Source organism: Streptomyces sp. NPDC047886 (assembly GCF_043204435.1).
Classification (GTDB): domain Bacteria; phylum Actinomycetota; class Actinomycetes; order Streptomycetales; family Streptomycetaceae; genus Streptomyces.
In genome coordinates this window covers 92,280-113,830 of record NZ_JBIDCF010000008.1, presented here as the reverse complement: position 1 = coordinate 113,830, position 21,551 = coordinate 92,280, and the positions used below count along the sequence as shown (strand labels likewise).

General features: G+C 72.2%; 14 protein-coding genes and 1 riboswitch. Of the genes, 4 read left to right on the top strand and 10 right to left on the bottom strand.

Annotated features, from left to right (window positions below; translation table 11 throughout):
- Window positions 1-74 precede the first annotated feature (74 nt).
- Window positions 75-3,077: a GNAT family N-acetyltransferase gene (locus tag ACGF5U_RS24915; RefSeq protein ID WP_392713324.1), complete on the bottom strand. Its 3,003-nt coding sequence runs from the start codon at window positions 3,075-3,077 to the stop codon at window positions 75-77.
- Window positions 3,078-3,262: 185 nt separating this feature from the next.
- Between ACGF5U_RS24915 and ACGF5U_RS24910 the strand changes: the two genes are divergently transcribed.
- Complete coding sequence (locus ACGF5U_RS24910) at window positions 3,263-3,544, top strand: HPr family phosphocarrier protein (RefSeq protein ID WP_053655224.1); 282 nt, start codon at window positions 3,263-3,265, stop codon at window positions 3,542-3,544.
- A gap of 306 nt (window positions 3,545-3,850) precedes the next feature.
- Here ACGF5U_RS24910 and ACGF5U_RS24905 read toward each other — a convergent pair whose 3' ends face one another.
- The 4 genes from ACGF5U_RS24905 to ACGF5U_RS24890 form a co-directional block, all read right to left on the bottom strand.
- The gene (locus tag ACGF5U_RS24905) at window positions 3,851-4,549 is read right to left on the bottom strand and encodes a GntR family transcriptional regulator (RefSeq protein WP_392713321.1); all 699 of its coding nucleotides are present in this window, start codon (window positions 4,547-4,549) and stop codon (window positions 3,851-3,853) included.
- Window positions 4,550-4,851: 302 nt separating this feature from the next.
- Window positions 4,852-5,628, bottom strand: coding sequence for a M23 family metallopeptidase (locus tag ACGF5U_RS24900; RefSeq protein ID WP_392713320.1), 777 nt, complete (start codon window positions 5,626-5,628; stop codon window positions 4,852-4,854).
- Window positions 5,629-5,641: 13 nt separating this feature from the next.
- Window positions 5,642-5,803: riboswitch (cyclic di-AMP (ydaO/yuaA leader) on the bottom strand.
- A gap of 327 nt (window positions 5,804-6,130) precedes the next feature.
- On the bottom strand, window positions 6,131-7,498 hold the full coding sequence (locus ACGF5U_RS24895) for a M16 family metallopeptidase (RefSeq protein WP_392713716.1): 1,368 nt from the start codon (window positions 7,496-7,498) through the stop codon (window positions 6,131-6,133).
- A gap of 26 nt (window positions 7,499-7,524) precedes the next feature.
- The gene (locus tag ACGF5U_RS24890; RefSeq protein WP_392713318.1) at window positions 7,525-8,880 is read right to left on the bottom strand and encodes a M16 family metallopeptidase; all 1,356 of its coding nucleotides are present in this window, start codon (window positions 8,878-8,880) and stop codon (window positions 7,525-7,527) included.
- A gap of 428 nt (window positions 8,881-9,308) precedes the next feature.
- Between ACGF5U_RS24890 and ACGF5U_RS24885 the strand changes: the two genes are divergently transcribed.
- The gene (locus ACGF5U_RS24885) at window positions 9,309-11,762 is read left to right on the top strand and encodes a DNA topoisomerase (ATP-hydrolyzing) subunit A (RefSeq protein WP_392713316.1); all 2,454 of its coding nucleotides are present in this window, start codon (window positions 9,309-9,311) and stop codon (window positions 11,760-11,762) included.
- Window positions 11,763-11,994: 232 nt separating this feature from the next.
- On the opposite strand, the gene ACGF5U_RS24880 is transcribed toward ACGF5U_RS24885, so the two are convergent.
- A complete protein-coding gene (locus ACGF5U_RS24880) occupies window positions 11,995-13,185 on the bottom strand; it encodes a CobW family GTP-binding protein (RefSeq protein WP_392713315.1) in 1,191 nt (396 codons plus the stop codon).
- A 277-nt stretch (window positions 13,186-13,462) separates the two neighbouring features.
- Here ACGF5U_RS24880 and ACGF5U_RS24875 point away from each other — a divergent pair, with 277 nt between their 5' ends.
- Window positions 13,463-15,133 carry an ATP-binding protein gene (locus ACGF5U_RS24875; RefSeq protein ID WP_392713714.1) on the top strand — a complete coding sequence of 557 codons (1,671 nt, stop codon included), beginning with the start codon at window positions 13,463-13,465 and terminating at the stop codon, window positions 15,131-15,133.
- Window positions 15,134-15,236: 103 nt separating this feature from the next.
- Here ACGF5U_RS24875 and ACGF5U_RS24870 read toward each other — a convergent pair whose 3' ends face one another.
- The 3 genes from ACGF5U_RS24870 to ACGF5U_RS24860 form a co-directional block, all read right to left on the bottom strand.
- Entirely contained in the window at window positions 15,237-16,829 is a 1,593-nt protein-coding gene (locus ACGF5U_RS24870) for a cation acetate symporter (RefSeq protein ID WP_392713314.1), read from the bottom strand.
- Window positions 16,826-17,326: a DUF485 domain-containing protein gene (locus ACGF5U_RS24865; RefSeq protein WP_392713312.1), complete on the bottom strand. Its 501-nt coding sequence runs from the start codon at window positions 17,324-17,326 to the stop codon at window positions 16,826-16,828. Before ACGF5U_RS24865 ends, ACGF5U_RS24870 begins: the two co-directional genes overlap by 4 nt.
- Before the next feature lie 331 nt (window positions 17,327-17,657).
- On the bottom strand, window positions 17,658-19,775 hold the full coding sequence (locus ACGF5U_RS24860; RefSeq protein WP_392713311.1) for a type IIA DNA topoisomerase subunit B: 2,118 nt from the start codon (window positions 19,773-19,775) through the stop codon (window positions 17,658-17,660).
- Window positions 19,776-20,213: 438 nt separating this feature from the next.
- Here ACGF5U_RS24860 and ACGF5U_RS24855 point away from each other — a divergent pair, with 438 nt between their 5' ends.
- Window positions 20,214-20,444: a hypothetical protein gene (locus ACGF5U_RS24855; RefSeq protein WP_392713309.1), complete on the top strand. Its 231-nt coding sequence runs from the start codon at window positions 20,214-20,216 to the stop codon at window positions 20,442-20,444.
- Window positions 20,445-20,583: 139 nt separating this feature from the next.
- Here ACGF5U_RS24855 and ACGF5U_RS24850 read toward each other — a convergent pair whose 3' ends face one another.
- A complete protein-coding gene (locus ACGF5U_RS24850; protein WP_392713712.1) occupies window positions 20,584-21,489 on the bottom strand; it encodes a S1 family peptidase in 906 nt (301 codons plus the stop codon).
- Window positions 21,490-21,551: the final 62 nt, after the last annotated feature.

The following is a 21,551-nucleotide window of genomic DNA, read 5'->3' as shown; positions in this document are numbered from 1 at the left end:
GGTGGTGTCAGTAGCGGGCAGGCGGGGGCGTGCGTGGCCGGGGCGGCGACGGGGGCGTGCGTGGCCGGGGGGCGTCAGTAGCTGGGCAGGCGGCGGGGGCCGAGGTCGGTGCGGGCGGGTGGCGGGGCGAGACGGACCGTCGCGCCGAGTACGGCGAGGCCCTGCTGAGCGACGACCACCGGCTCCAGACCGACGGCGACGACCTCCGGGTGGTCGTCCACCAGCCGGGACACCCGCAGCAGCAGCTCCTCCAGGGCGGCGGTGTCCACCGGGGCCGAGCCGCGCCAGCCGAACAGGAGCGGAGCGGTGCGGATGGACCTGATCTGCTCCGCGACGTCCCGGTCGGTGGCGGGGACCAGCCGGTGGGCCATGTCGCCGAGCAGCTCGGACGGCGCGCCCGCGAGGCCGAAGGACAGGACGGCGCCGACCGCCGGATCGATGGCGGCCCGTACGACCGTGTCGACACCGCGCGGGACCATGGCCTGGACGACCGGCTGGAGCTCCTCCGGCTTGCCCAGTGCGTCTGTCAGCTCCGCGAAGGCGGCGCGCAGCTGCTCCTCGGTGGCCAGGTCGAGGCGGACACCGCCGAGGTCGGGGCGGTGCCGCAGATGAGGCGCGGTGGTCTTGAGCGCGACCGGGTAGCCGAGGCCGGCGGCCGCCCGGACGGCCTCGTCGGGCCCGGGGGCGGGCAGGGTCGGCAGGACATGGATGCCGTAACGCGCGAGCAGCTCGCCCGCGTCGCCCTGGGTGAGGGTGATGCCGCGCTCCCCCACGTCCGGGCCGAGGAGCCGGTCGATCCGCGCGGCGGCGCCCGCCTCGTCGATGCCCTCGTACTCGGGCACGCGCCCCGGGTCGGCGGACTGCCGGCGCCACTGCCCGTACCGCACGGCCTCGGCGAGCGCCCGTACGGCGCGCTCGGCGGCGGGGTACGCGGGGATGGGGCCGGGCTCACGAAGTGGTGCTTCCACGGCGGGTGGGGCCGGAGTGACCGCCGACGGTACGGGGGCTGCCGGGGTCGGTGCGGCTGGAGGGGCGGGTGTGGCTGATGGGGCGGGTGGGACTGATGGGGTGGGTGTGGCGGGGGCGCTTCGTGGGTCCGTCGGGGCGGTCGGGGCCGCGTGTGGCGCTTCGGGCGCGGTGTGCGGCTCCTCCGGCCTCGGCGCCGTGCTCGTGGCGACGGTCAGCGCGTCGGCGAGCGCGCCGAGCTCGACATGGACGACGACGACCGGCTTGGCGGGGGACGCGGCGCAGGCCTCGCGCAGCGCCTCGGCCAGGACCTCGCCCTCGTCCGACAGTTCCGTCGCCCCGTTCTCGCCGACCCAGGGGATCGCGGTGACCACGACCGCGTCGCACGCGTCGTCCCTGAGGGCTTCCGCGAGCGCCGCGCGGAAGTCCTCGGGCGTGGCGGCGGTGGTGAGGTCGCGCGGCCGCAGCGGGCGCAGCCCTTCGGTCAGGCACGCGTCGTACGTCAGGAGCCCGAGCGACTCCGAGTTGCCGAGGATGGCGACCCGGGGCCCGGCGGGCAGCGGCTGTCCGGCCAGCAGCAGACCCGCGTCGACGAGTTCGGTGACCGTGTCGACGCGGATGACGCCCGCCTGGCGCAGCAGCGCCGAGACCGTGGCGTGCGGGATGCGAGTGACGGGAACGGCGTGTCCTGCCGGTGCGCTGCCGCTGTGCCGGGCGCCCTTCACCACGACCACGGGCTTCACGGCGGCGGTGCGGCGGGCCAGCCGGGTGAACTTGCGCGGGTTGCCGATGGATTCGAGGTAGAGCAGGACGACATCGGTGTCGGGGTCCTCGTACCAGTACTGGAGGATGTCGTTGCCCGAGACGTCCGCGCGGTTGCCGGCCGAGATGAACGAGGACACGCCCGCGCCACGCCGGTGCAGTCCGGCGAGCAGGGCGATGCCGATGGCGCCGGACTGGGTGAACAGTCCGACCCGTCCCCGCGCCGGCAGCTGCGGTGCCAGCGACGCGTTGAGGCGGACGTCGGGCGAGGTGTTGATGACGCCGAAGGCGTTGGGCCCGATGATGCGCATGCCGTACGAGCGGGCCTGCCGTACGAGCTCGCGTTGCCGCTCGAGGCCCGGCGCGCCGCTCTCCGCGTAGCCGGCGGAGAGGACGACCAGCCCCTGGACGCCGTGTTCGCCGCAGTCGGCGACCGCCTCCGGGACCCGTTGCGCGGGTACGGCGACGATCGCGAGGTCGACGGGCTCGCCGATGTCGGCGACGGAGCGGTACGCGGGGACGCCGTCCATGGTGGCCGGCGGGCCGCCGGGCGGGCCTTCCGGCAGGGCGCGGTTCACCGCGTACACGCGGCCGGAGAACCCGGCGTCGACCAGGTTGCGCAGAACGGTGCGGCCGACGCCGCCGGGCGAACGGCCGGCACCGACGACGGCGATCGAACCGGGTGCGAGGAGCCGCTGCACGGACCGGGCCTCGGCCCGCTGCTCGCGGGCCCGTTGCACGGCGAGCGACCGGTCGGTGGGCTCCAGATCGAGGTGGAGGCGTACGGCGCCGTCCTCGAAGCTGCGCTTCTGGGTGTACCCGGCGTCCGTGAACACCTTGATCATCTTGTTGTTGGCGGGCAGCACCTCGGCCGCGAACCGCCGGATGCCGCGTTCGCGGGCGACCGCGGCGATGTGTTCGAGCAGCGCGGAGGCGACGCCACGGCCCTGATGGGCGTCCTGGACCAGGAAGGCGACCTCGGCCTCGTCGGCGGGCGCGGTGGCGGGCCGACCCCGCTCGTTGATCCGGTCGTACCGGACGGTGGCGATGAACTCGCCGCCGACCGTGGCCGCCAGGCCCACCCGGTCCACGTAGTCGTGGTGCGTGAAGCGGTGTACGTCCTTCGCGGAGAGGCGGGGGTAGGGTGCGAAGAACCGGTAGTACTTAGACTCGTCCGAGACCTGCTCGTAGAAGCTGACCAGGCGGTCGGCGTCGTCGGTCATGATCGGCCTGATCCGTGCGGTGCCGCCGTCACGCAGCACCACGTCGGCCTCCCAGTGGTCGGGGTACGCATGGTCCGGCCGATCCGGGTGATCCGGCTGATCCGTCTGATCCGGCGGGTTCCGCATGGGCCAAGGGTACGGTGCGGACACCGGTCGCGTAGGTGCTCGGGAGCAGGGCGAGGCAAGGGAGGGTCGGTCGGCCGTCGGGCAGGGCCGGACGGTGGACGAGAAGGGGCCGATGGCCCGGTTCGAGCACCCCGCAGGACATGAGAGACTGGTCTAGACAACCGCTAGGATTGAAGGGCAACACCATGGCTGAGCGCCGCGTCAACGTCGGTTGGGCCGAGGGCCTGCACGCCCGCCCCGCCTCCATCTTCGTCCGTGCCGCCACGGCCGCCGGCGTCCCCGTGACGATCGCCAAGGCCGATGGCAACCCGGTGAACGCCGCGTCGATGCTCGCGGTGCTCGGCCTGGGCGCGCAGGGCGGCGAGGAGATCGTGCTGGCTTCGGACGCGGAGGGCGCGGACGTGGCCCTGGACCGCCTGGCGAAGCTGGTCGCCGAGGGCCTCGAGGAGCTTCCCGAGACCGTCTGAGCCTCCGGCACCCCCTCGGCCGCCCCGCGGGGCACAGCGCCGAACCCCTGTACGGCGGAGCCGCACCGCCCCGGACCTCCGGGCGGTGCGGCTCCGCCGTTGTCGTGCCCGGTCGTCCTGTGCCGTCGCCGTCCCCCTTCACCCCGTCCGCTTTCCGGGGTCGCCTAGGGACCGCTTACTCGGGTCGTTCGCGTTATGCGCGTCCGATTCCAAAAGACCCGGACACGGCAGGGCACTTTATTCAGACTGTTTTCGGGCAGCCTGAATTCACCTCCGGCCGCATTCTCTTTGTATACGGCGGCACTGTTAATTCCCGGCACTCGCACTGTTTACAGGATGTTGCGAAGTCCTCACGCGCCCGGAGGCCCGCTCACCCCGGTCCGGTCGGCGCAGCCGGTACGTGCCGAAGGAACGCTCGGCGTGCAGGGCGGTCAGCGCACGGGCCCGTTCGGCGTCGCCACGCGCGACCGCGTCCACGATCGCGCCGTGTTCGGCCCAAGCCTCGACCGGCAGGGCGGGCTGTTCGACGGCGTACATCCAGGCGCTCTTCTGCCGCAGCTGGGTCAGCAGCGCCGTCAGCGCGGGACTGCCGGACGCCTGCGCGAGCGTCTCGTGGAACCAGGCGCCGAGCGACCGCAGGTCCTCGCCCTGGCCGCGACGGGCCCGCTCCTGGCCCAGCCTCACCAGGCCACGCAGGACCTTCAGATGGGCGTCGGTACGGCGCTGGGCGGCGCGCGCGGCACCCAGCGGCTCCAGGAGCGCGCGCATCTCCAGCAGGTCGGCGGCCTCCTGCTCGGTCGGCTCGGCGACGCACGCCCCCGCGTGCCGGCGCGTGACGACGAACCCTTCCGACTCCAGGGTCCGCAGCGCCTCCCGGACCGGCACGCGTGAGACGCCGTAGCGGCGCGCGAGCTGCTCCTCGGTGAGCCGGCTGCCCCGCGGGAAGACGCCGGAGACGATGTCGTCGCGGATCGCCGTGCATACCGAGTGCGCCGGAATGCGCATACCGAACCTCCGATTTTGATCCGCTTAGACCTGGTCTTAATCCACGCGAAACTCGGGTGTTCTCCACCCGTCCCGTGACTCTATTGCAACGAGGTGCGATTTCCGACGCCTTCACGGCATCCACGGATATCTTTTGGCCGACCGACGACAATGCCGAAGCCCCGGCTCGCGAGGAGCCGGGGCTTCGGGAGAGGTGCCGACCGCGCCGGAACGCGGAGCGCGGGGTACGGGTCGCGGGCTGCGGGGCCGCGGTGCGGCTGCGGGGCGCGGTGCGGCTGCGGAGTCCAGTCGGGGAGGCGGGGTCAGACGCTGACGCCGCGGGCCCGCAGATAGGCGACGGGGTCGACGTCGGAGCCGTAGTCCGCGCTGGTGCGGGCCTCGAAGTGGAGGTGCGGCCCGGTCGAGTTGCCGGTCGAGCCGGAGACGCCGATCCGCTGGCCGGGGACCACGGTCTGACCGACGGAGACGCTGATCGACGCGAGGTGGCCGTACTGGGTGTACGTGCCGTCGTTCATACGGATCACGATGTTGTTGCCGTACGCGCCGGCCCAGCCGGCCTCCACGACGGTTCCGGAGCCCACGGCGACGACCGAGGAGCCGTACGCGGCGCGGAAGTCGACACCGGAGTGGCTGCCGGACGACCACAGGGACCCGCCCGCCTTGTAGGCGGTGGTGACGTACGAGCCCGCCACGGGGAGCTGGAAGGAGTTGAGGCGCTTGCGCTCGGCCTCGCGGGCGGCACGCTCCTCGGCCGCGCGGGCCTCCTTGACGCGGGCCTCGGCCTTGCGCTTGGCCTCGGCCTCGGCCCTGGCCTTCAGCTGGGCCTCCACGGCCGCCCGCTCCTGGGCGGCCGCCTGCACGTCGACCTGGTCGGCGAGCGCGTCGGTGATCACGGCCTGGTTGAGGCCGGTGTCCTCCAGGGAGCGGCTGCTGTCGTCCGCGTCGGCGGCGAACGCCGGGGCGGCGAGGCTGCCGATGACGCCGGTGGTGGCGAGAGCCGCGACGCCGGCGACATGAGCGCCCCTGCGCGTCAGGCGGTTCGAGGCACGGTGCTTCCCGGTGGCACGGGTGAACGCCATGTAGTGGCTGATCCTTTCCTTCCTTCTCGCCTACCGGGTTAGCTGACGGGTTCGGAGCAGGAAGGTCTCCTACGGGCCCCTCCGCGCGGTGCGAAGGCGTCCGATTCACCCCAGGGACGTGTGGGTCCCCGGCTCCCCAGGCTCGCGCCTGACGGGGACTCGGCGATGGCTGCCCGGTGCCGCGGGTGCGGCGGTGAACCGGTCGGACAGCGCATCAGACGCTAAGCGGCCGATCTTTCAATCACCAAACGAACACGGTTTTTTGTAGCGCATGCCACAGGTCAGACAGTCAACCTCTCCAATAAACCGGACATATACGGCCACGCAAATGGAACTCCGGCTTCCTGATGGAAGCCGGAGTTCCTGATGGTTCGTCCGTTCTGCGCCGGTTTCGCGCCAGTTCCACGCCCGGACGTCGGGCGAGGCACCGCTCGGCGAGCGCTGTGCGGGCAGGCACGCTTCGGCGAGCGCCGTGCGGTAGGCGCTGTTCGGCGGGCTCCGATCAGCCGGCGACGACCGTCACTTCACCGATGCCCAGCGCCTCGACCGGTTCCTTGATCTGTGCCGCGTCGCCGACGAGCACGGTGACAAGCCGGTCCACCGGGAAGGCGTTCACGGCCGCCGCGGTGGCCTCGACGGTCCCGGTCTCGGCCAGCCGGGCGTACAACCGCGCCTGGTAGTCGTCCGGGAGGTGCTGCTCGACCTGGTCGGCGAGGGTGGCCGCGACCGACGCCGCCGTCTCGTACTTGAGCGGGGCGACGCCCACCAGGTTGTGCACGGCCGCGTCCCGCTCGGCGTCGGTGAGACCCTCCGCGGCCAGCGTGCGCAGCACCTTCCACAGGTCGTCCAGCGCCGGGCCGGTGTGGGGCGTGTCCACGGATCCGCTGATGGCGAGCATCGCGGCGCCCGTCCCGTCGGGCGCGGAGCGCAGCACCTGGCCGAAGGCCCGCACCCCGTAGGTGTAGCCCTTCTCCTCGCGCAGCACCCGGTCCAGGCGGGAGGTGAGGGTGCCGCCCAGGCAGTACGTGCCGAGCACCTGGGCGGGCCAGACACGGTCGTGCCGGTCCGCGCCGATACGGCCGATGAGCAGCTGCGTCTGTACGGCGCCCGGCCGGTCCACGATGACGACCCGGCCGGTGTCGTCGGCGGTGATCGGCGGCATCAGGCGCGGCTCGGCCGTGTCGCCGGTCCACGCGCCGAGGGTGTCGGCGAGCACCGCGTCGAGGTCGACGTCTGTCAGGTCGCCCACGATGACGGCGGTGGCCGTCGCGGGGCGTACATGCGCCTCGTAGAAGGCGCGTACGGCCCCGGAGTCGATGCCCGAGACCGTCTCCTCGGTGCCCTGGCGCGGGCGCGAGACACGGGCTGCGGACGGGAACAGCTCGGCGGACAGCTGCTTGGCCGCGCGGCGGGCCGGGTTGGCGGTCTCGTGCGGGATCTCGTCCAGCCGGTTCCGCACGAGCCGGTCGACCTCGTCGTCGGCGAACAGGGGCGCCCGCAGCGCCTCGGCGAGCAGCCCGAGGGCCTTGGGCAGCCGGGAGACCGGGACCTCGAGGGAGACCCGTACGCCGGGGTGGTCGGCGTGCGCGTCGAGGGTGGCCCCGCAGCGCTCCAGCTCGGCGGCGAACTCCTCCGCCGTGTGCTTGTCGGTGCCCTCCGACAGGGCGCGCGCCATGATGGTGGCGACGCCGTCGAGGCCCTGCGGCTCGGCGTCGAGCGGGGCGTCGAGGACGATCTCGACGGCCACCACCTGCTGGCCGGGCCGGTGGCAGCGCAGCACGGTCAGGCCGTTGTCGAGCCTGCCGCGCTCGGGGGCCGGGAAGGCCCACGGCCGGGCGGTGCCCGGCTGCGGCTGCGGGTGGAATTCCATGCTGGTCAAAGACACGGCAGCGTCACTCACCGGTCCGCCCCCTCTTCCTGGTCGGTGTCGGTGTCGGTACCGGACTCGGCGTCGGCGTCGACCGGCTCGTAGACGAGTACGGCCCTGTTGTCCGGGCGCAGGCGTGCGGCCGCGACGGCCTGGACCTCGTCGGCGGTGACGTCCAGCACGCGCTGGACGGCGGTCAGCGCGAGCTGCGGGTCGCCGAACAGCACCGCGTAGCGGCACAGTTCGTCGGCGCGGCCCGCGACCGTGCCGAGCCGGTCCAGCCACTCGCGCTCCAGCTGGGCCTGGGCGCGCTCCATCTCCTCGGCCGTGGGTCCCTCGGTGGCGAACCGGGCGAGCTCGTCGTCCACGGCGGCCTCGATGTCCGGCACCTCGACGCCGGCGGACGTCTTCACGTCCAGCCAGCCGAGCGACGGGGCGCCGGCGAGCCGGAGAAGGCCGAAGCCGGCGGCGACGGCGGTACGGTCCCGGCGCACCAGCCGGTTGTGCAGACGGGACGACTCGCCTCCGCCGAGGATCGTGAGCGCCAGGTCGGCGGCGTCGCACTCGCGCGTGCCGTCGTGCGGGAGGCGGTAGGCCGCCATGAGCGCGCGGGCCGGCACCTCCTCCTCGACGACGTGCCGGAGCTGCTCGCCGATGATCTCCGGGAGCGTGCCGTCACGCGGCTCCGGCTTGCCGTCGTGGGCCGGGATGGTGCCGAAGTACTTCTCGATCCAGGCGAGCGTCTGCTCCGGGTCGATGTCGCCGACGACCGACAGGACGGCGTTGTTCGGCGCGTAGTACGTACGGAAGAAGTTCCGCGCGTCCTCGAGGGTGGCGGCGTCGAGGTCGGCCATGGAGCCGATGGGCGTGTGGTGGTAGGGGTGGCCTTCGGGGTACGCGAGGGCAGTCAGCCGCTCGAAGGCCGTGCCGTACGGCACGTTGTCGTACCGCTGGCGGCGCTCGTTCTTGACCACGTCGCGCTGGTTCTCCATGGACTCGTCGTCCAGGGCGGCGAGGAGCGAGCCCATGCGGTCGGCCTCCAGCCAGAGGGCGAGCTCCAGCTGGTGGGCGGGCATGGTCTCGAAGTAGTTGGTCCGCTCGAAGCTGGTGGTGCCGTTGAGCGAGCCGCCGGCGCCCTGCACCAGCTCGAAGTGGCCGTTGCCCTGGACCTGCTTGGAACCCTGGAACATCAGGTGCTCGAAGAGGTGGGCGAGGCCGGTGCGGTCCTCGACCTCGTGGCGCGAGCCGACGTCGTACCAGAGGCACACCGCGGCGACCGGGGTCAGGTGGTCCTCGGAGAGCACCACGCGCAGGCCGTTGGCCAGCCGGTGCTCGGTCGCTGTCAGGCCGCCGGAGCCGGCCTGGGCTGTGGCCGTGTGACCCATGGGCATGTACGTCCCTTCGATCGCGATATGGAAAAGTCCTGCCACTGTATGCAAGCGCACCGGCGCCCCGCGAAGTTCCCGGTGGATCCCGACGTCCCTCTTCCGGGTCGCGAACGGGCATGATCCTGACCTCGGCCTCGGCGCCGGCCGCGCCCGTGATCGTCTCGGGACCGCCGACAGGCCCGCAGAGGGAACCGCCGACATGAGCGGCTGGCGACCGCCGCCCGGGACCGCCGACGTGGCGGCTGCGGGACCGCCGTCCGGGACCGCCGACATGGCGCCTGGCGGCCGCCGTCCGGGACCGCCGAGAGCGCGGCTGCGGGACCGCGGACGGCCGCGCTGTCCGGGTCGCGGTCGGCGTTGTCAGTGCGACGGTCCACAATGGTCCGCGTCAGAGCAATCTTGTTGGTGAAGGAGCCGCAGCAGCGATGGCCCGCCGCAGCACGAAGACCGCGCCGCCCGACGACTTCGAGGAGCGGATCCTCGACATCGACGTCGTCGACGAAATGCAGGGCTCCTTCCTCGAGTACGCGTACTCGGTGATCTATTCCCGGGCCCTGCCGGACGCTCGCGACGGCATGAAGCCGGTGCACCGCCGGATCGTGTACCAGATGAACGAGATGGGCCTGCGCCGCGAGCGCGGGTATGTGAAGTGCGCCCGTGTCGTCGGCGAGGTGATGGGCAAGCTCCACCCGCACGGCGACGCGTCGATCTACGACGCGCTGGTGCGCATGGCCCAGCCGTTCTCCATGCGCCTGCCGCTGGTCGACGGCCACGGCAACTTCGGCTCGCTCGGCAACGACGACCCGCCGGCCGCCATGCGGTACACCGAGTGCCGCATGGCCGACGCGACGTCGCTGATGACCGAGTCGATCGACGAGGACACCGTCGACTTCACGCCGAACTACGACGGGCAGGAGCGGGAGCCGGTCGCCCTGCCGGCGGCCTTCCCGAACCTGCTGGTCAACGGCGCCTCCGGGATCGCGGTCGGCATGGCGACCAACATGCCGCCGCACAACCTCGGCGAGGTCATCGCGGCCGCCCGGCACCTGATCAAGCACCCGGGCGCGGATCTCGAGACCCTGATGCGGTACGTGCCCGGCCCCGACCTGCCGACCGGCGGCCGGATCGTCGGCCTGTCCGGCATCAAGGACGCGTACGAGTCGGGCCGTGGCAGCTTCAAGATCCGCGCTACCGCGACCGTCGAGAACGTCACGGCGCGCCGCAAGGGCCTGATCGTCACCGAGCTGCCGTTCTCGGTGGGCCCGGAGAAGGTCATCGCCAAGATCAAGGATCTCGTCTCCGCCAAGAAGCTCCAGGGCATCGCGGACGTCAAGGACCTCACCGACCGTGCCCACGGCCTGCGTCTGGTGATCGAGATCAAGAACGGCTTCATCCCGGAGGCCGTCCTGGAGCAGCTGTACAAGCTGACGCCGATGGAGGAGTCCTTCGGCATCAACAACGTGGCGCTGGTGGACGGACAGCCCGTCACGCTGGGCTTGAAGGAGCTGCTGGAGGTCTACCTCGACCACCGCTTCGAGGTCGTCCGGCGGCGCAGCGAGTTCCGGCGGGGCAAGAAGCGCGACCGGCTGCACCTGGTCGAGGGCCTGCTCGTCGCGCTGCTCGACATCGACGAGGTCATCCGGCTGATCCGGTCCAGCGAGAACTCGGCGCAGGCCAAGGAGCGGCTGATCGAGCACTTCTCGCTGAGCGAGATCCAGACGCAGTACATCCTGGACACGCCGCTGCGCCGGCTCACCAAGTTCGACCGGCTGGAGCTGGAGAGCGAGCGGGACCGGCTGAACGGCGAGATCGCCGAGTTGACCCGGATCCTGGAGTCCGACGCCGAGCTGCGCAAGCTGGTGTCGGGGGAACTGGCCGCCGTGGCGAAGAAGTTCGGTACGGAGCGGCGTACGGTCCTGCTGGAGTCGGCGGGCGCGGCGGTCACCTCGGTGCCGCTGGAGGTAGCGGACGACCCGTGCCGGGTTCTGCTGTCATCGACGGGCCTGCTGGCCCGTACGGCGAGCGGGGAGCCGCTCCCGGACAGCGGCGGCAAGCGGACCAAGCACGACGTCATCGTCTCGGCCGTTCCGGCGACGCAGCGCGGCGACGTGGGGGCCGTGACGTCCTCCGGCCGGCTGCTGCGGATCTCGGTGATCGATCTGCCGCAGCTGCCGGACACGGCCACCGCGCCGAACCTGGCCGGCGGGGCGCCGCTGTCGGAGTTCCTGACGCTGGAGAAGGACGAGAGCATCGTCTGTCTCACCACGCTGGACGAGGCTTCGCCCGGTCTGGCGATCGGCACCCTCCAGGGCGTGGTGAAGCGGGTCGTGCCCGACTACCCCGCGAACAAGGACGAGTTGGAGGTCATCGCCCTCAAGGAGGGCGACCGGATCGTCGGGGCGACGGAGCTGCGGACCGGCGAGGAGGACCTCGTCTTCATCACCTCCGACGCGCAACTGCTGCGCTATCCGGCGGCTCAGGTGCGGCCGCAGGGCCGTCCGGCCGGCGGCATGGCCGGCATCAAGCTGACGGCGGGCGCCGAGGTCGTCTCGTTCACGGCCGTGGATCCTGCGGCGGACGCGGTGGTGTTCACGGTGGCCGGCTCGACCGGCGCCCTGGACGCCTCGGTCGGTACGTCGGCGAAGCTGACCCCGTTCGACCAGTACCCGCGCAAGGGCCGGGCGACGGGTGGTGTGCGCTGCCAGCGCTTCCTGAAGGGTGAGGACGTGCTCGTACTGGCCTGGGCGGGGGCGGCCCCGGCCAGGGCGGCGCAGAAGAACGGTGCGCCGGTGGAGCTGCCGGACACGGACCCGCGCCGCGACGGGTCGGGAACGCCGCTGCCGCAGCCGGTGGCGGTGCTGGCCGGACCCGCCTCGTAGGCCGGCCGGAGTGTGATCGACGCGGAGGCGGGGGGCCCCCCCCCGGGGGGGGCGCCCCCCCGGGCGGGGGGGGGGGGCCCCCCCCCCCCCCCCCCCCCCCCCCCCCCCCGCCCCGCCCCCCCCGGGGGGGCGCCGGCGGCGGCCGGGGCCCCCCCCCCCCCGCCGCCGGGGGGGGGGGGGGGGGCGCGCGCCCGCGCCCCCCCCCCGCCCCCCCCCCCCCCCCCCCCCCGCGTCACGGGATGTCTTCGCCGCCCGCCGCCCAGCCGCCCCGCGCGGCCGGGACGTCGGCCATCGGGTCGTCCGGGGCGTCTGGCGTCGCGTCGGCCGGAGCGTCGTGTGTCGCGTCGGCCGGGGTGTCCCTGTCCGGTGCGTAGCGCAGCACACCCCACATGTGGTGCTCGTCGGGGAGGTCGTCCGCCCCTCGCACCCGGCAGTCGTCCAGCGCCTTCAGCAGGGCCTCACCGTCGATGCCGGAGCCGATCAGGACCAGCTGGGTGAGCCGCCGCTCGCCACGGGGCCAGGGTTGCGGCTGGAAGCGCAGGAAGCGGCCGACCGCGTGCACGGTGTACCGGTTCGCGGGGTCGCCGACGCCGAAGTCCACGAACCCCTTGATGCGGTACAGCCCCTCCGGCCGCGAGTCGAGCAGGTCCATGAGGCGGCGGGGGTGCATCGGCGCGTCCGCCGTGAAGGAGACGGTCTCGTACGAGGCGTGCGGGTGGTCGTGGTGCCCGCTCCCGGGTTCGTGGTCGTGGTCGTCATCCGCGTCGGCGTAGGCGTCCAGGTCGTCGAAGGAGAGCTGACGGACGCCGTCGGTGTCCTCGTCGCGGACGGCCCGGTCGAAGAGCAGCTCGGGGTCGACGCGGCCGTACGCCGCGCTGACGACCGCGGCCCGGTCCACCAGCCCGGCGACGGTCTCGTGAACGCGCAGGAGCTCGTCCCCGGCGACGCGGTCGGCCTTGTTGACCACGACCAGGTCGGCGATGCGCAGGTGCCGGTCGGTCTCGGGGTGCCGGGCACGGGTGGCGTCGAACTCGGCCGCGTCGACGACCTGGACGAGCCCTCCGTACATGACGCGTTCGTTGTCGCTGGCGAGGATCATCCGTACCAGTTCCTGCGGTTCCGCCAGTCCGCTGGCCTCGATGACGATCACGTCGAGGCGGGCGGAGGGCCTGGTCAGGGTCTCCAGATAGGTGTCCAGCTCCCCCGCGTCCACGGCGCAGCAGAGGCAGCCGTTGCCGAGGGACACGGTCGAGCCGACCTGCCCCGCGACGGTCATAGCGTCGATCTCGATGGACCCGAAGTCATTGACCATGACGCCGATACGGGTGCCTCGTGCGCTGCGCAGAAGATGGTTGAGGAGGGTCGTCTTGCCCGATCCCAGGAATCCCGCGAGTACGACGACGGGAATCTGCTGCGCGTTCACGCGGCACCTTTCTCGATCGTGGAGCCCGGCGGGGCTGCCTGTGCTCCGGCGGGGCTGCCTGTGGTCCGAGGGCTCAGGATAGGGCGGGGCGGGCGGCCGGGCGGTGGCGGAGGCACGCGTACGTGACCGCCGCCATTCCGCGCGGGTGGCGTCACCGCTTACCGTTCGCCCCATGAGTCCCGCCTCGTCCCTGCCCGGCCGCCCGGTCGGCGGCGCGCCCGCACACCGGTGGTGGCGGCGGGGGCGGCCGCGGCGGGTCTTCTCTCAGGTGCTGCTGATGCAGCTGGGCATCGCCACCGGGGTCACCGTTCTGGCCACCGGCCTGTTCCTGGCGCCGCTCAGCGCCCATCTCGACGATCAGGCCATGCGCAGGGCGCTGGCGATCGCACAGACCGCGGCGTCGCCGGAGGTCGCGGACGCGCTCCTGGACTCCCCGCCGACGCCCCGAGGACCGGTGCAGGCCGAGGCGGAACGGATCCGGCGGGCGACCGGCGCCGAGTATGTGGTGATCATGGACACACGGGGAGTGCGCTGGTCGCACCCCGACACCCGGCGGATCGGCGGCGTCGTCTCCACCGACCCGAGCGACGCCCTGGCCGGCCAGAACGTCATGGAGATCGACAGCGGCACACTCGGGCGTTCGGCGCGCGGCAAGGTCCCTCTGCGCGGCCCGGAGCGGGAGATCGTCGGCGCGGTGTCGGTCGGTATCGCGTACGACAACGTGCGCGCCCGGCTGCTGGCCACGATCCCCGGGCTGCTCGCCTACGCGGGCGGAGCCCTCGCCGCGGGTGCGCTCGCCGCGTATGTGATCTCCCGGCGGCTCCAGCGGCAGACGCGCGACCTGGCGTTCTCCGACATCGCGGCACTGCTCACGGAACGCGAGGCGATGCTGCACGGCATCCGGGAGGGTGTCGTCGCCCTGGACGCGGCGGGCCGCATCCGGCTGCTCAACGACGAGGCGCAGCGTCTGCTGGGCCTGGGCCCCGATGTGATCGGCCGCCCGCTGGACGACGTGCTCGGCGAAAGCCGTACGGCGGACGTGCTGGCCGGCCGGGTCACGGGCGAGGACCTGGTCACGGTGTGCGGACAGCGGGTGCTGGTCGCCAACCGGATGCCGACGGACGACGGCGGCGCCGTGGCGACGTTGCGCGACCGTACGGAGCTGGAGCGGCTGGGGCGTGAGCTGGACTCCACACGCGGGCTGATCGACGCCCTGCGGGCGCAGGACCACGAGCACGCCAATCGGATGCACACGGTGCTGGGGCTGCTGGAACTCAGCCTGTACGAGGAGGCGGCGGAGTTCGTGACCGAGGTGGCGGGGGTGCACCGGACCACCGCCGAGCAGGTCACCGAGAAGGTACGCGACCCGCTGGTGGCCGCGCTGCTGGTGGGGAAGGCGACGGTGGCGGCGGAGCGGGGCGTGGCGCTGCGGATCGCTCCGGGCACGCTGCTGCCCGACCGGCTGGTGGAGCCGAGGGAGTTGGTGACCATGGTCGGCAACCTGGTCGACAACGCTCTGGACGCGGCCGTCGGTTCCCCGGATCCGCTGGTCGAGGTGGAACTGTCCGCCGAGGGGCGTACGGCGGTGCTGCGGGTCGCGGACAGCGGGCCGGGCGTGCCGGCGGGGCAGCGGGAGGCGGTGTTCCTGGAGGGGTGGTCCACCAAGGAACGGCCGTCGCACGGCGGCAAGCGGGGGCTCGGGCTCGCGCTCGTGCGCCGGCTTGCGGAGCGGCAGGGCGGCAGCGCGCGGGTGGCCGACTCCGACACGGGAGGCGCGGTGTTCACCGTCGTACTGCCCGATGCCCTGACCGCGCCGGAGCCGTCCGCCGAACCCCCGCGGGAGCCGTCCGCCGAGCCCGCTCCGCCGGGGCCGTCCGCCGAGCCCGCTCCGGTGGGGCCGCCGTCGGAGCCCGCCACAGGCGCGGGCGTCCCGCATCCCGCGCCGTAGGGACGCGGGCCGCCTCACCGGTCGGCACCGGTGCGCCGAGCGCGCCATGGGGCGCACCGGCGCACCGGGCTGTGCGCTGCCCGCCGGCGTCCCGCCGGGGGCGCTACACCGCGCCGGCGCCCGTGAGGGAGCGGACCTCGGCCTCAGCGTGCCTGGCCTCGTCCGGGGGCTCCGGCGAGGTGACCGTGCCGAGCCAGCCGGCCAGGAAGCCGAGCGGGATGGACACGAGGCCCGGGTTCTCCAGTGGGAAGACCTGGAAGTCCACCCCCGGGAAGAGCGCCTGCGGGCTGCCCGACACGACCGGGGACAGCAGCACCAGGAGCACCGCAGGAACGAGTCCGCCGTACACGGACCACACCGCACCGCGCGTGGTGAAACTCCGCCAGAACAGCGAGTACAGCAGTACGGGCAGGTTCGCCGACGCCGCCACCGCGAAGGCGAGCCCGACCAGGAACGCCACGTTCAGGTCCCGGGCCAGCAGGCCGAGTCCGATCGCGGCCGCTCCGACGCACACCGCCGCGACGCGCGCCACCGCCACCTCGCTGTACTGCCGTCCGCCGGGCCGTTTCAGCGAGGCGTACAGATCGTGGGCGACGGAGGCCGACGACGCGAGGGTGATGCCCGCGACGACGGCGAGGATCGTCGCGAAGGCCACGGCGGCGACCACCGCGAAGAGCACGGTGCCTCCGGTGGATCCCGTCCCGCCACCGAGGTCGAGGGCGAGCAGCGGTACGGCCGTGTTCCCGGCGGCGCTGGACTCGCGCACCCGGTCCGAGCCGAGCAGGGCCGCCGCGCCGAAACCGAGCACGATCGTCATCAGGTAGAAGGAGCCGATGAGCCCGATGGACCAGACGACCGAGCGGCGGGCGGCCCGCGCGGTCGGCACGGTGTAGAAGCGGGACAGGATGTGCGGCAGCCCCGCGGTCCCGAGGACGAGCGCCAGTCCGAGACTGATGAAGTCCAGCCGCGATGTCCAGTTCCCGCCGTACTTCAGCCCGGGTGCCAGGAAGTCCCGTCCGTGGCCGCTGCGTTCGGCGGCGGAGCTGAGCAGCTGTCCGAAGTCGCCGTGGAAGCGGAGCAGGACGAGCACGGTGAGGACGAGCGCGCCCGACATCAGCAGGACGGCTTTGACGATCTGGATCCAGGTGGTGGCCCGCATCCCTCCCAACGACACATAGATGACCATCAGTGCGCCCACGCCGACGACGGTCCACGCGCGCGCGGCTTCGCTCGTACCGCCCAGCAGCAGCGCGACCAGGCTGCCCGCCCCCACCATCTGCGCCACCAGATAGAGAACGGACACGGTGACCGAGGAAGTTCCCGCCGCGATACGGATCCTCGGTTCGCTCATCCGCGCGGCGATGACATCGGCGAGGGTGAACCTGCCGCAGTTGCGGACGAGTTCGGCGACCAGCATGAGCACGACGAGCCATGCCACCAGGAAGCCGACGGCGTACAGCATGCCGTCGTACCCGTAGAGGGCGATGAGGCCGGAGATGCCGAGGAAGGACGCGGCGGACATGTAGTCCCCGGCGATGGCGAAACCGTTCTCCATCGGCGAGAACAGCCGGCCACCCGCGTAGAACTCCTCCGCTGAGCCACGCCTGTTGCGGCTCACCCAGGTCGTGATCGCCAGGGTGACGGCGATGAACGCGCTGAACAGCACGAGCGCGAGGGTCTGGTGGTCACGGGTCAACGCTCGTTCCCCCGCCCCGTCTCCGGGCCGTGCGCCCGCCCCTGGTCGAACACGGCCCAGCGGAGTTCGAGGGCGGGTCTGTCGCGATGCACCCGGGCGTGGCGGGCGTACGCCCAGGTCAGGAGGAAGGTGGTGAGGAACTGCCCGAGCCCGGCGATCATCGCCACGTTCACCGCGCCGGCCACCGGACGGGACATCAGCCCGGGTGCCGTGGTCGCGGCGACGACGTAGGCCAGGTACCAGGTGAGGAACGCGAGGGCCGCCGGGACGACGAAGCGGCGGTATCTGCGGCGTACCTCCTGGAAGGCGGCGCTGCGCTGGGTCTCCAGATAGATGTCGGCCGCGCCGCGCCCCCGCGGCGGGGGCTGCTGCCGGGGCGGCACCGTGTCGGCGGACGTGCCCGAGCCGTCCAGTTCGCCCCAGCCGGAGGCCAGCGCGTCATACCAAGGGTCATCGATCCGCACTGCCGCGGTGTCGAGTCCTTCCCTGTTGTCCACCGGTCAACTCTCCTTGTCAGCGAACCGTTTCGGCCGCGTGGCCCAAGGATGGGCAGACCGGGCGCATCCCGGACTCTTCTCCCCTTGCTCTTCACTCCATTAGGTGACGTTGCCGGAGTGTCGCGGCGGCGGACCCGACTGCTGGGCAGGGAGCAGCCCTATGGACCGCAGGGGAGGCGGCAGGCCGTTGGACGGGGAGGGAGCGGGTTTTTGGACGGGGAGAAAGCGGGTCGACGAGCCGTGGGAGAAGACGACTGCGGGCCGGATCGGGGGTGTCCCCGTTCCGGCCCGCGTGCGTCAGGGACGCGTCGAGCCCTGGAGCGCGCCCGCGTCAGGCGTCGATGCGCGAGCGGTCCAGCGTCGCAGCGGAGCTGGTGATGAACTCCTTGCGGGGCGCCACGTCGTTGCCCATCAGGAGGTCGAAGACCTGCTCGGCCGCCTCCAGGTCGCCGATGTTGATCCGGCGCAGGGTGCGGTGCCGCGGGTCCATGGTGGTCTCCGCGAGCTGGTCGGCGTCCATCTCGCCGAGGCCCTTGTAGCGCTGGATGGAGTCCTTGTACCGGACGCCCTTGCGCTGGAACTCCAGCAGGGTCTGGCGCAGCTCGCTGTCCGAGTACGTGTACACGTACTTGTCCTGGCCCTTCTTGGGCTGGACCAGCTCGATCCGGTGCAGCGGCGGCACCGCGGCGAACACGCGGCCCGCCTCGACCATGGGTCGCATGTACCGCTGGAAGAGTGTCAGCAGCAGGCAGCGGATGTGCGCACCGTCGACGTCGGCGTCCACGAGGAGGACGATCTTCCCGTAGCGCGCGGCGTCGATGTCGAAGGTGCGGCCGGAACCCGCTCCTATGACCTGGATGATCGCGCCGCACTCGGCGTTCTTCAGCATGTCCGACACGGACGACTTCTGAACGTTCAGGATCTTTCCACGGATCGGCAGCAGCGCCTGGAACTCGCTGTTCCGGGCAAGCTTCGCCGTACCGAGGGCGGAGTCTCCCTCGACGATGAACAGCTCGCTGCGGTCCACGTCGTCGCTGCGGCAGTCGGCCAGCTTGGCCGGCAGCGAGGACGTCTCCAGCGCGGTCTTGCGGCGCTGCGCCTCCTTGTGCTGCCGGGCCGCGATCCGGGTGCGGGCGGCGGCGACGGCCTTCTCCAGCACCGCGCGGGCCTGCGCCTTGGCGTCTCGCTTGGTGGAGGTCAGGAAGGCCTTCAGTTCCTTGGCGACCACATTGGCGACGATCCGGTTCGCCGCCGACGTACCCAGGACCTCCTTGGTCTGGCCCTCGAACTGCGGCTCGGCCAGTCGGACGGTGACGACCGCGGTGAGGCCCTCGAGGGCGTCGTCCTTGACGATGTCGTCCTCGGCGACGCGGAGCAGCTTGGCGGCGCGCAGCACCTCGTTGACGGTCTTGGTGACGGCCCGCTCGAAGCCGGTGACATGCGTGCCGCCCTTGGGGGTGGCGATGATGTTCACGAACGACTTGACCGTGCTGTCGTAGCCGGTGCCCCACCGCAGGGCGACGTCGACGCCGAGCTCACGGGTGACCTCGGTGGGGGTCATGTGCCCGCGCTCGTCGAGGACGGGCACGGTCTCCTTGAAAGTGCCCTGTCCGGTGAGCCGCAGGACGTCGCAGACGGCCTTGTCCTGGGCCAGGTACTCGCAGAACTCGCTGATGCCGCCGTCGAAGCGGAAGATCTCCTCGGTCTTGCCCTCGCCGTCCAGGCCGCGCTCGTCCCGTACGACGATGGTGAGGCCGGGCACGAGGAAGGCGGTCTGGCGGGCGCGCTGGTGGAGCGTCTCCAGGGAGAGCTTGGCGTCCTTCAGGAAGATCTGCCGGTCCGCCCAGTACCGCACGCGGGTGCCGGTGCGGTTCTTGGGCACGCGCTTTCCCTTGCGGAGGCCGTTGGCGGGGTCGAACGGCGCGTCGGGGCCGGACTCGGTGAAGATGCCGGGCACACCCCGGCGGAAGCTGATCGAGTGGGTGGCGCTGTTCCGGTCGACCTCGACGTCGAGCCGGGCCGACAGCGCGTTGACCACGGAGGCGCCGACGCCGTGCAGACCGCCGGACGCGGCGTACGAGCCGCCGCCGAACTTGCCGCCGGCGTGCAGCTTGGTCATGACGACCTCGATGCCGGACAGTCCGGTCTTGGGCTCGACGTCGACGGGGATGCCGCGGCCGTTGTCCCGGACCTCGACGGACCCGTCGTCGTGGAGGATGACCTCGATGTGGTCGCAGTACCCGCCGAGCGCCTCGTCGACCGAGTTGTCGATGATCTCCCACAGGCAGTGCATCAGGCCACGGCTGTCCGTGGAGCCGATGTACATGCCGGGGCGCTTGCGGACGGCCTCCAGCCCCTCCAGAACGAGAAGGTGCCGCGCGGTGTAGTTGGAACCGTCACGGTCTGCGGTCAGCAGCGCACTGGACGGAACGGACGTCTCGGCGGTCACGCGGTTCGCTCCTCGCTTAATTTGGGATCTGGCTCTGTGGGGTAGAGGTCGGCGTCGGTCGCCGGTCCGAGGGTACAGATGCCTGGTAGAGCCGTTGTCACGCCACCCTCGTGAAAACTCATGCTAGTCCAGAGTCGCATACCTGTTCGATCCCTCGATGGGGTGACGTGGACATCACGTTCCCTTCCAGGCATGAACCATTTAGGCTCCGGGCACGTCCTCATGAACAACCGGCAACCCAGCCGGGAGGGCCGACCCACACAAGCAACGCGAAACCCGTAAAGCCAGCGAAACAGCAATACGGCTCATTCGCCGCCAACCGGCAGCAGACAGCCACCTTGGAAGAAGTTTCAAGGAAAAGCCACGAGCGGGAACGTTTTCGGCCTGGTTGGATGTTGACCCTGGTACGACAGCTCGTCGAGCTAGAGAAGAGGCGACGTGACTACTGTTCTGACCCCCGCGAGCCCGCTGACGGCCGCTGACCGCTGCGACCGCTGCGGCGCCCAGGCGTACCTGCGCGTCGTGCTGACCAGCGGTGGTGAGCTGCTCTTCTGTGCCCACCATGGGCGCAAGTTCGAGCCGGAACTCAAGAAGATCGCCGCGGAAATACAGGATGAGACGGACCGGCTCAGCGCTGTGCCGGCCGGCGCAGCCGAACAGGAACGCTGACACGCGCTTCCACGACGAGCCAGGGGCCGGTTCCGACCGGCCGACGGGCGGCGACCCCCTGAGGGGGGTCGCCGCCCGTTCTCACGCCCACACGCGCCCCGACGCCCCTACGCGGCGCCACACATGACCTCCTGACGCGTCAGGCCAGGGGCGGCAGGGCTGCCGACACCCGGGTGTACACCCCCGGGCTGCCCGCGAGCCCGCAGCCGCTCCCCCAGGACACGAGCCCGATGAGGCGCCCCCGGGCCACCAGGGGCCCACCACTGTCCCCCTGGCAGGCATCCCGGCCACCCCGCTCGTCGCCCGCGCACAGCATCGTGTCGGGCCGGTACAGAGCGCCGTGCCCGCGTTCGCCGTGCCCGCGTTCGCCGTGCCCGCGTTCGCCGTGCCCGCCTTCGCCGCTCCGCCGCTCGTCGTAGGCGCGCGCACAGGACTCGTCCGGCAGCACCCGCACCTGCGTGGAGCGCAGCCCCGCCGCGTACGTGCCGATACCGGTCGTATCGCCCCATCCGTACACCGCGGCCTCGGTTCCCGGCGCGTAGGCCGGGTCTCCGAGGCCGGCCACGGGCAGCACGGAGGCGGCCGGCAGGGGTTCGGCGAGCGTCAGGACGGCCAGGTCGGCCGCGTTGGTCTCCGGGTCGTACGACGGGTTGATCCAGGTGCCGGCCACGGGGATCTCACGCCCCTCACGACCCCGCAGGTCGGAGCGGCCGACGATGGCCTTGAGGTCCCGCATCCGGGCGGGCTCCCTGCCGAGGATGTCCTCCCGCAGGCAGTGCGCCGCCGTGGCGACCTTCGTCGGGGCGACGACCACACCGCCGCAGAACTGCCCCGACCGCTTGCCGCCGAACCGTTCACGGCTGGACAGTGCCACGACCCAGGGGCTGTCCTCGATACGTACCGACTGCCCTCCGACGACCGCGCGGTCGGCGCGGACGCCCCCGCTCTCGGCACCGGCGGGAGCCGCCGGGAGGACGGGGCCGAGCAGCCCCGAGGCGATCAGGGCCACGGCGCCCGCGCGCCTGCGGCCGATGGGACGACGCATACGACGTACACGACGCATTCGGTCTCCTGACTCTGGGATACCACGTGTTCACTCAGAGTCAG

Excerpts from the sequence above, each read along its gene's own strand:
- ACGF5U_RS24905 (WP_392713321.1), bottom strand. The coding sequence starts at position 4,549 with ATGCGCATTCCGGCGCACTCGGTATGCACGGCGATCCGCGACGACATC.
- ACGF5U_RS24875 (WP_392713714.1), top strand. The coding sequence starts at position 13,463 with ATGCAGCTGGGCATCGCCACCGGGGTCACCGTTCTGGCCACCGGCCTG.
- ACGF5U_RS24915 (WP_392713324.1), bottom strand. The coding sequence starts at position 3,077 with ATGCGGAACCCGCCGGATCAGACGGATCAGCCGGATCACCCGGATCGG.
- ACGF5U_RS24910 (WP_053655224.1), top strand. The coding sequence starts at position 3,263 with ATGGCTGAGCGCCGCGTCAACGTCGGTTGGGCCGAGGGCCTGCACGCC.
- ACGF5U_RS24895 (WP_392713716.1), bottom strand. The coding sequence starts at position 7,498 with ATGGAATTCCACCCGCAGCCGCAGCCGGGCACCGCCCGGCCGTGGGCC.
- ACGF5U_RS24890 (WP_392713318.1), bottom strand. The coding sequence starts at position 8,880 with ATGGGTCACACGGCCACAGCCCAGGCCGGCTCCGGCGGCCTGACAGCG.
- ACGF5U_RS24850 (WP_392713712.1), bottom strand. The coding sequence starts at position 21,489 with ATGCGTCGTCCCATCGGCCGCAGGCGCGCGGGCGCCGTGGCCCTGATC.
- ACGF5U_RS24885 (WP_392713316.1), top strand. The coding sequence starts at position 9,309 with ATGGCCCGCCGCAGCACGAAGACCGCGCCGCCCGACGACTTCGAGGAG.
- ACGF5U_RS24900 (WP_392713320.1), bottom strand. The coding sequence starts at position 5,628 with ATGGCGTTCACCCGTGCCACCGGGAAGCACCGTGCCTCGAACCGCCTG.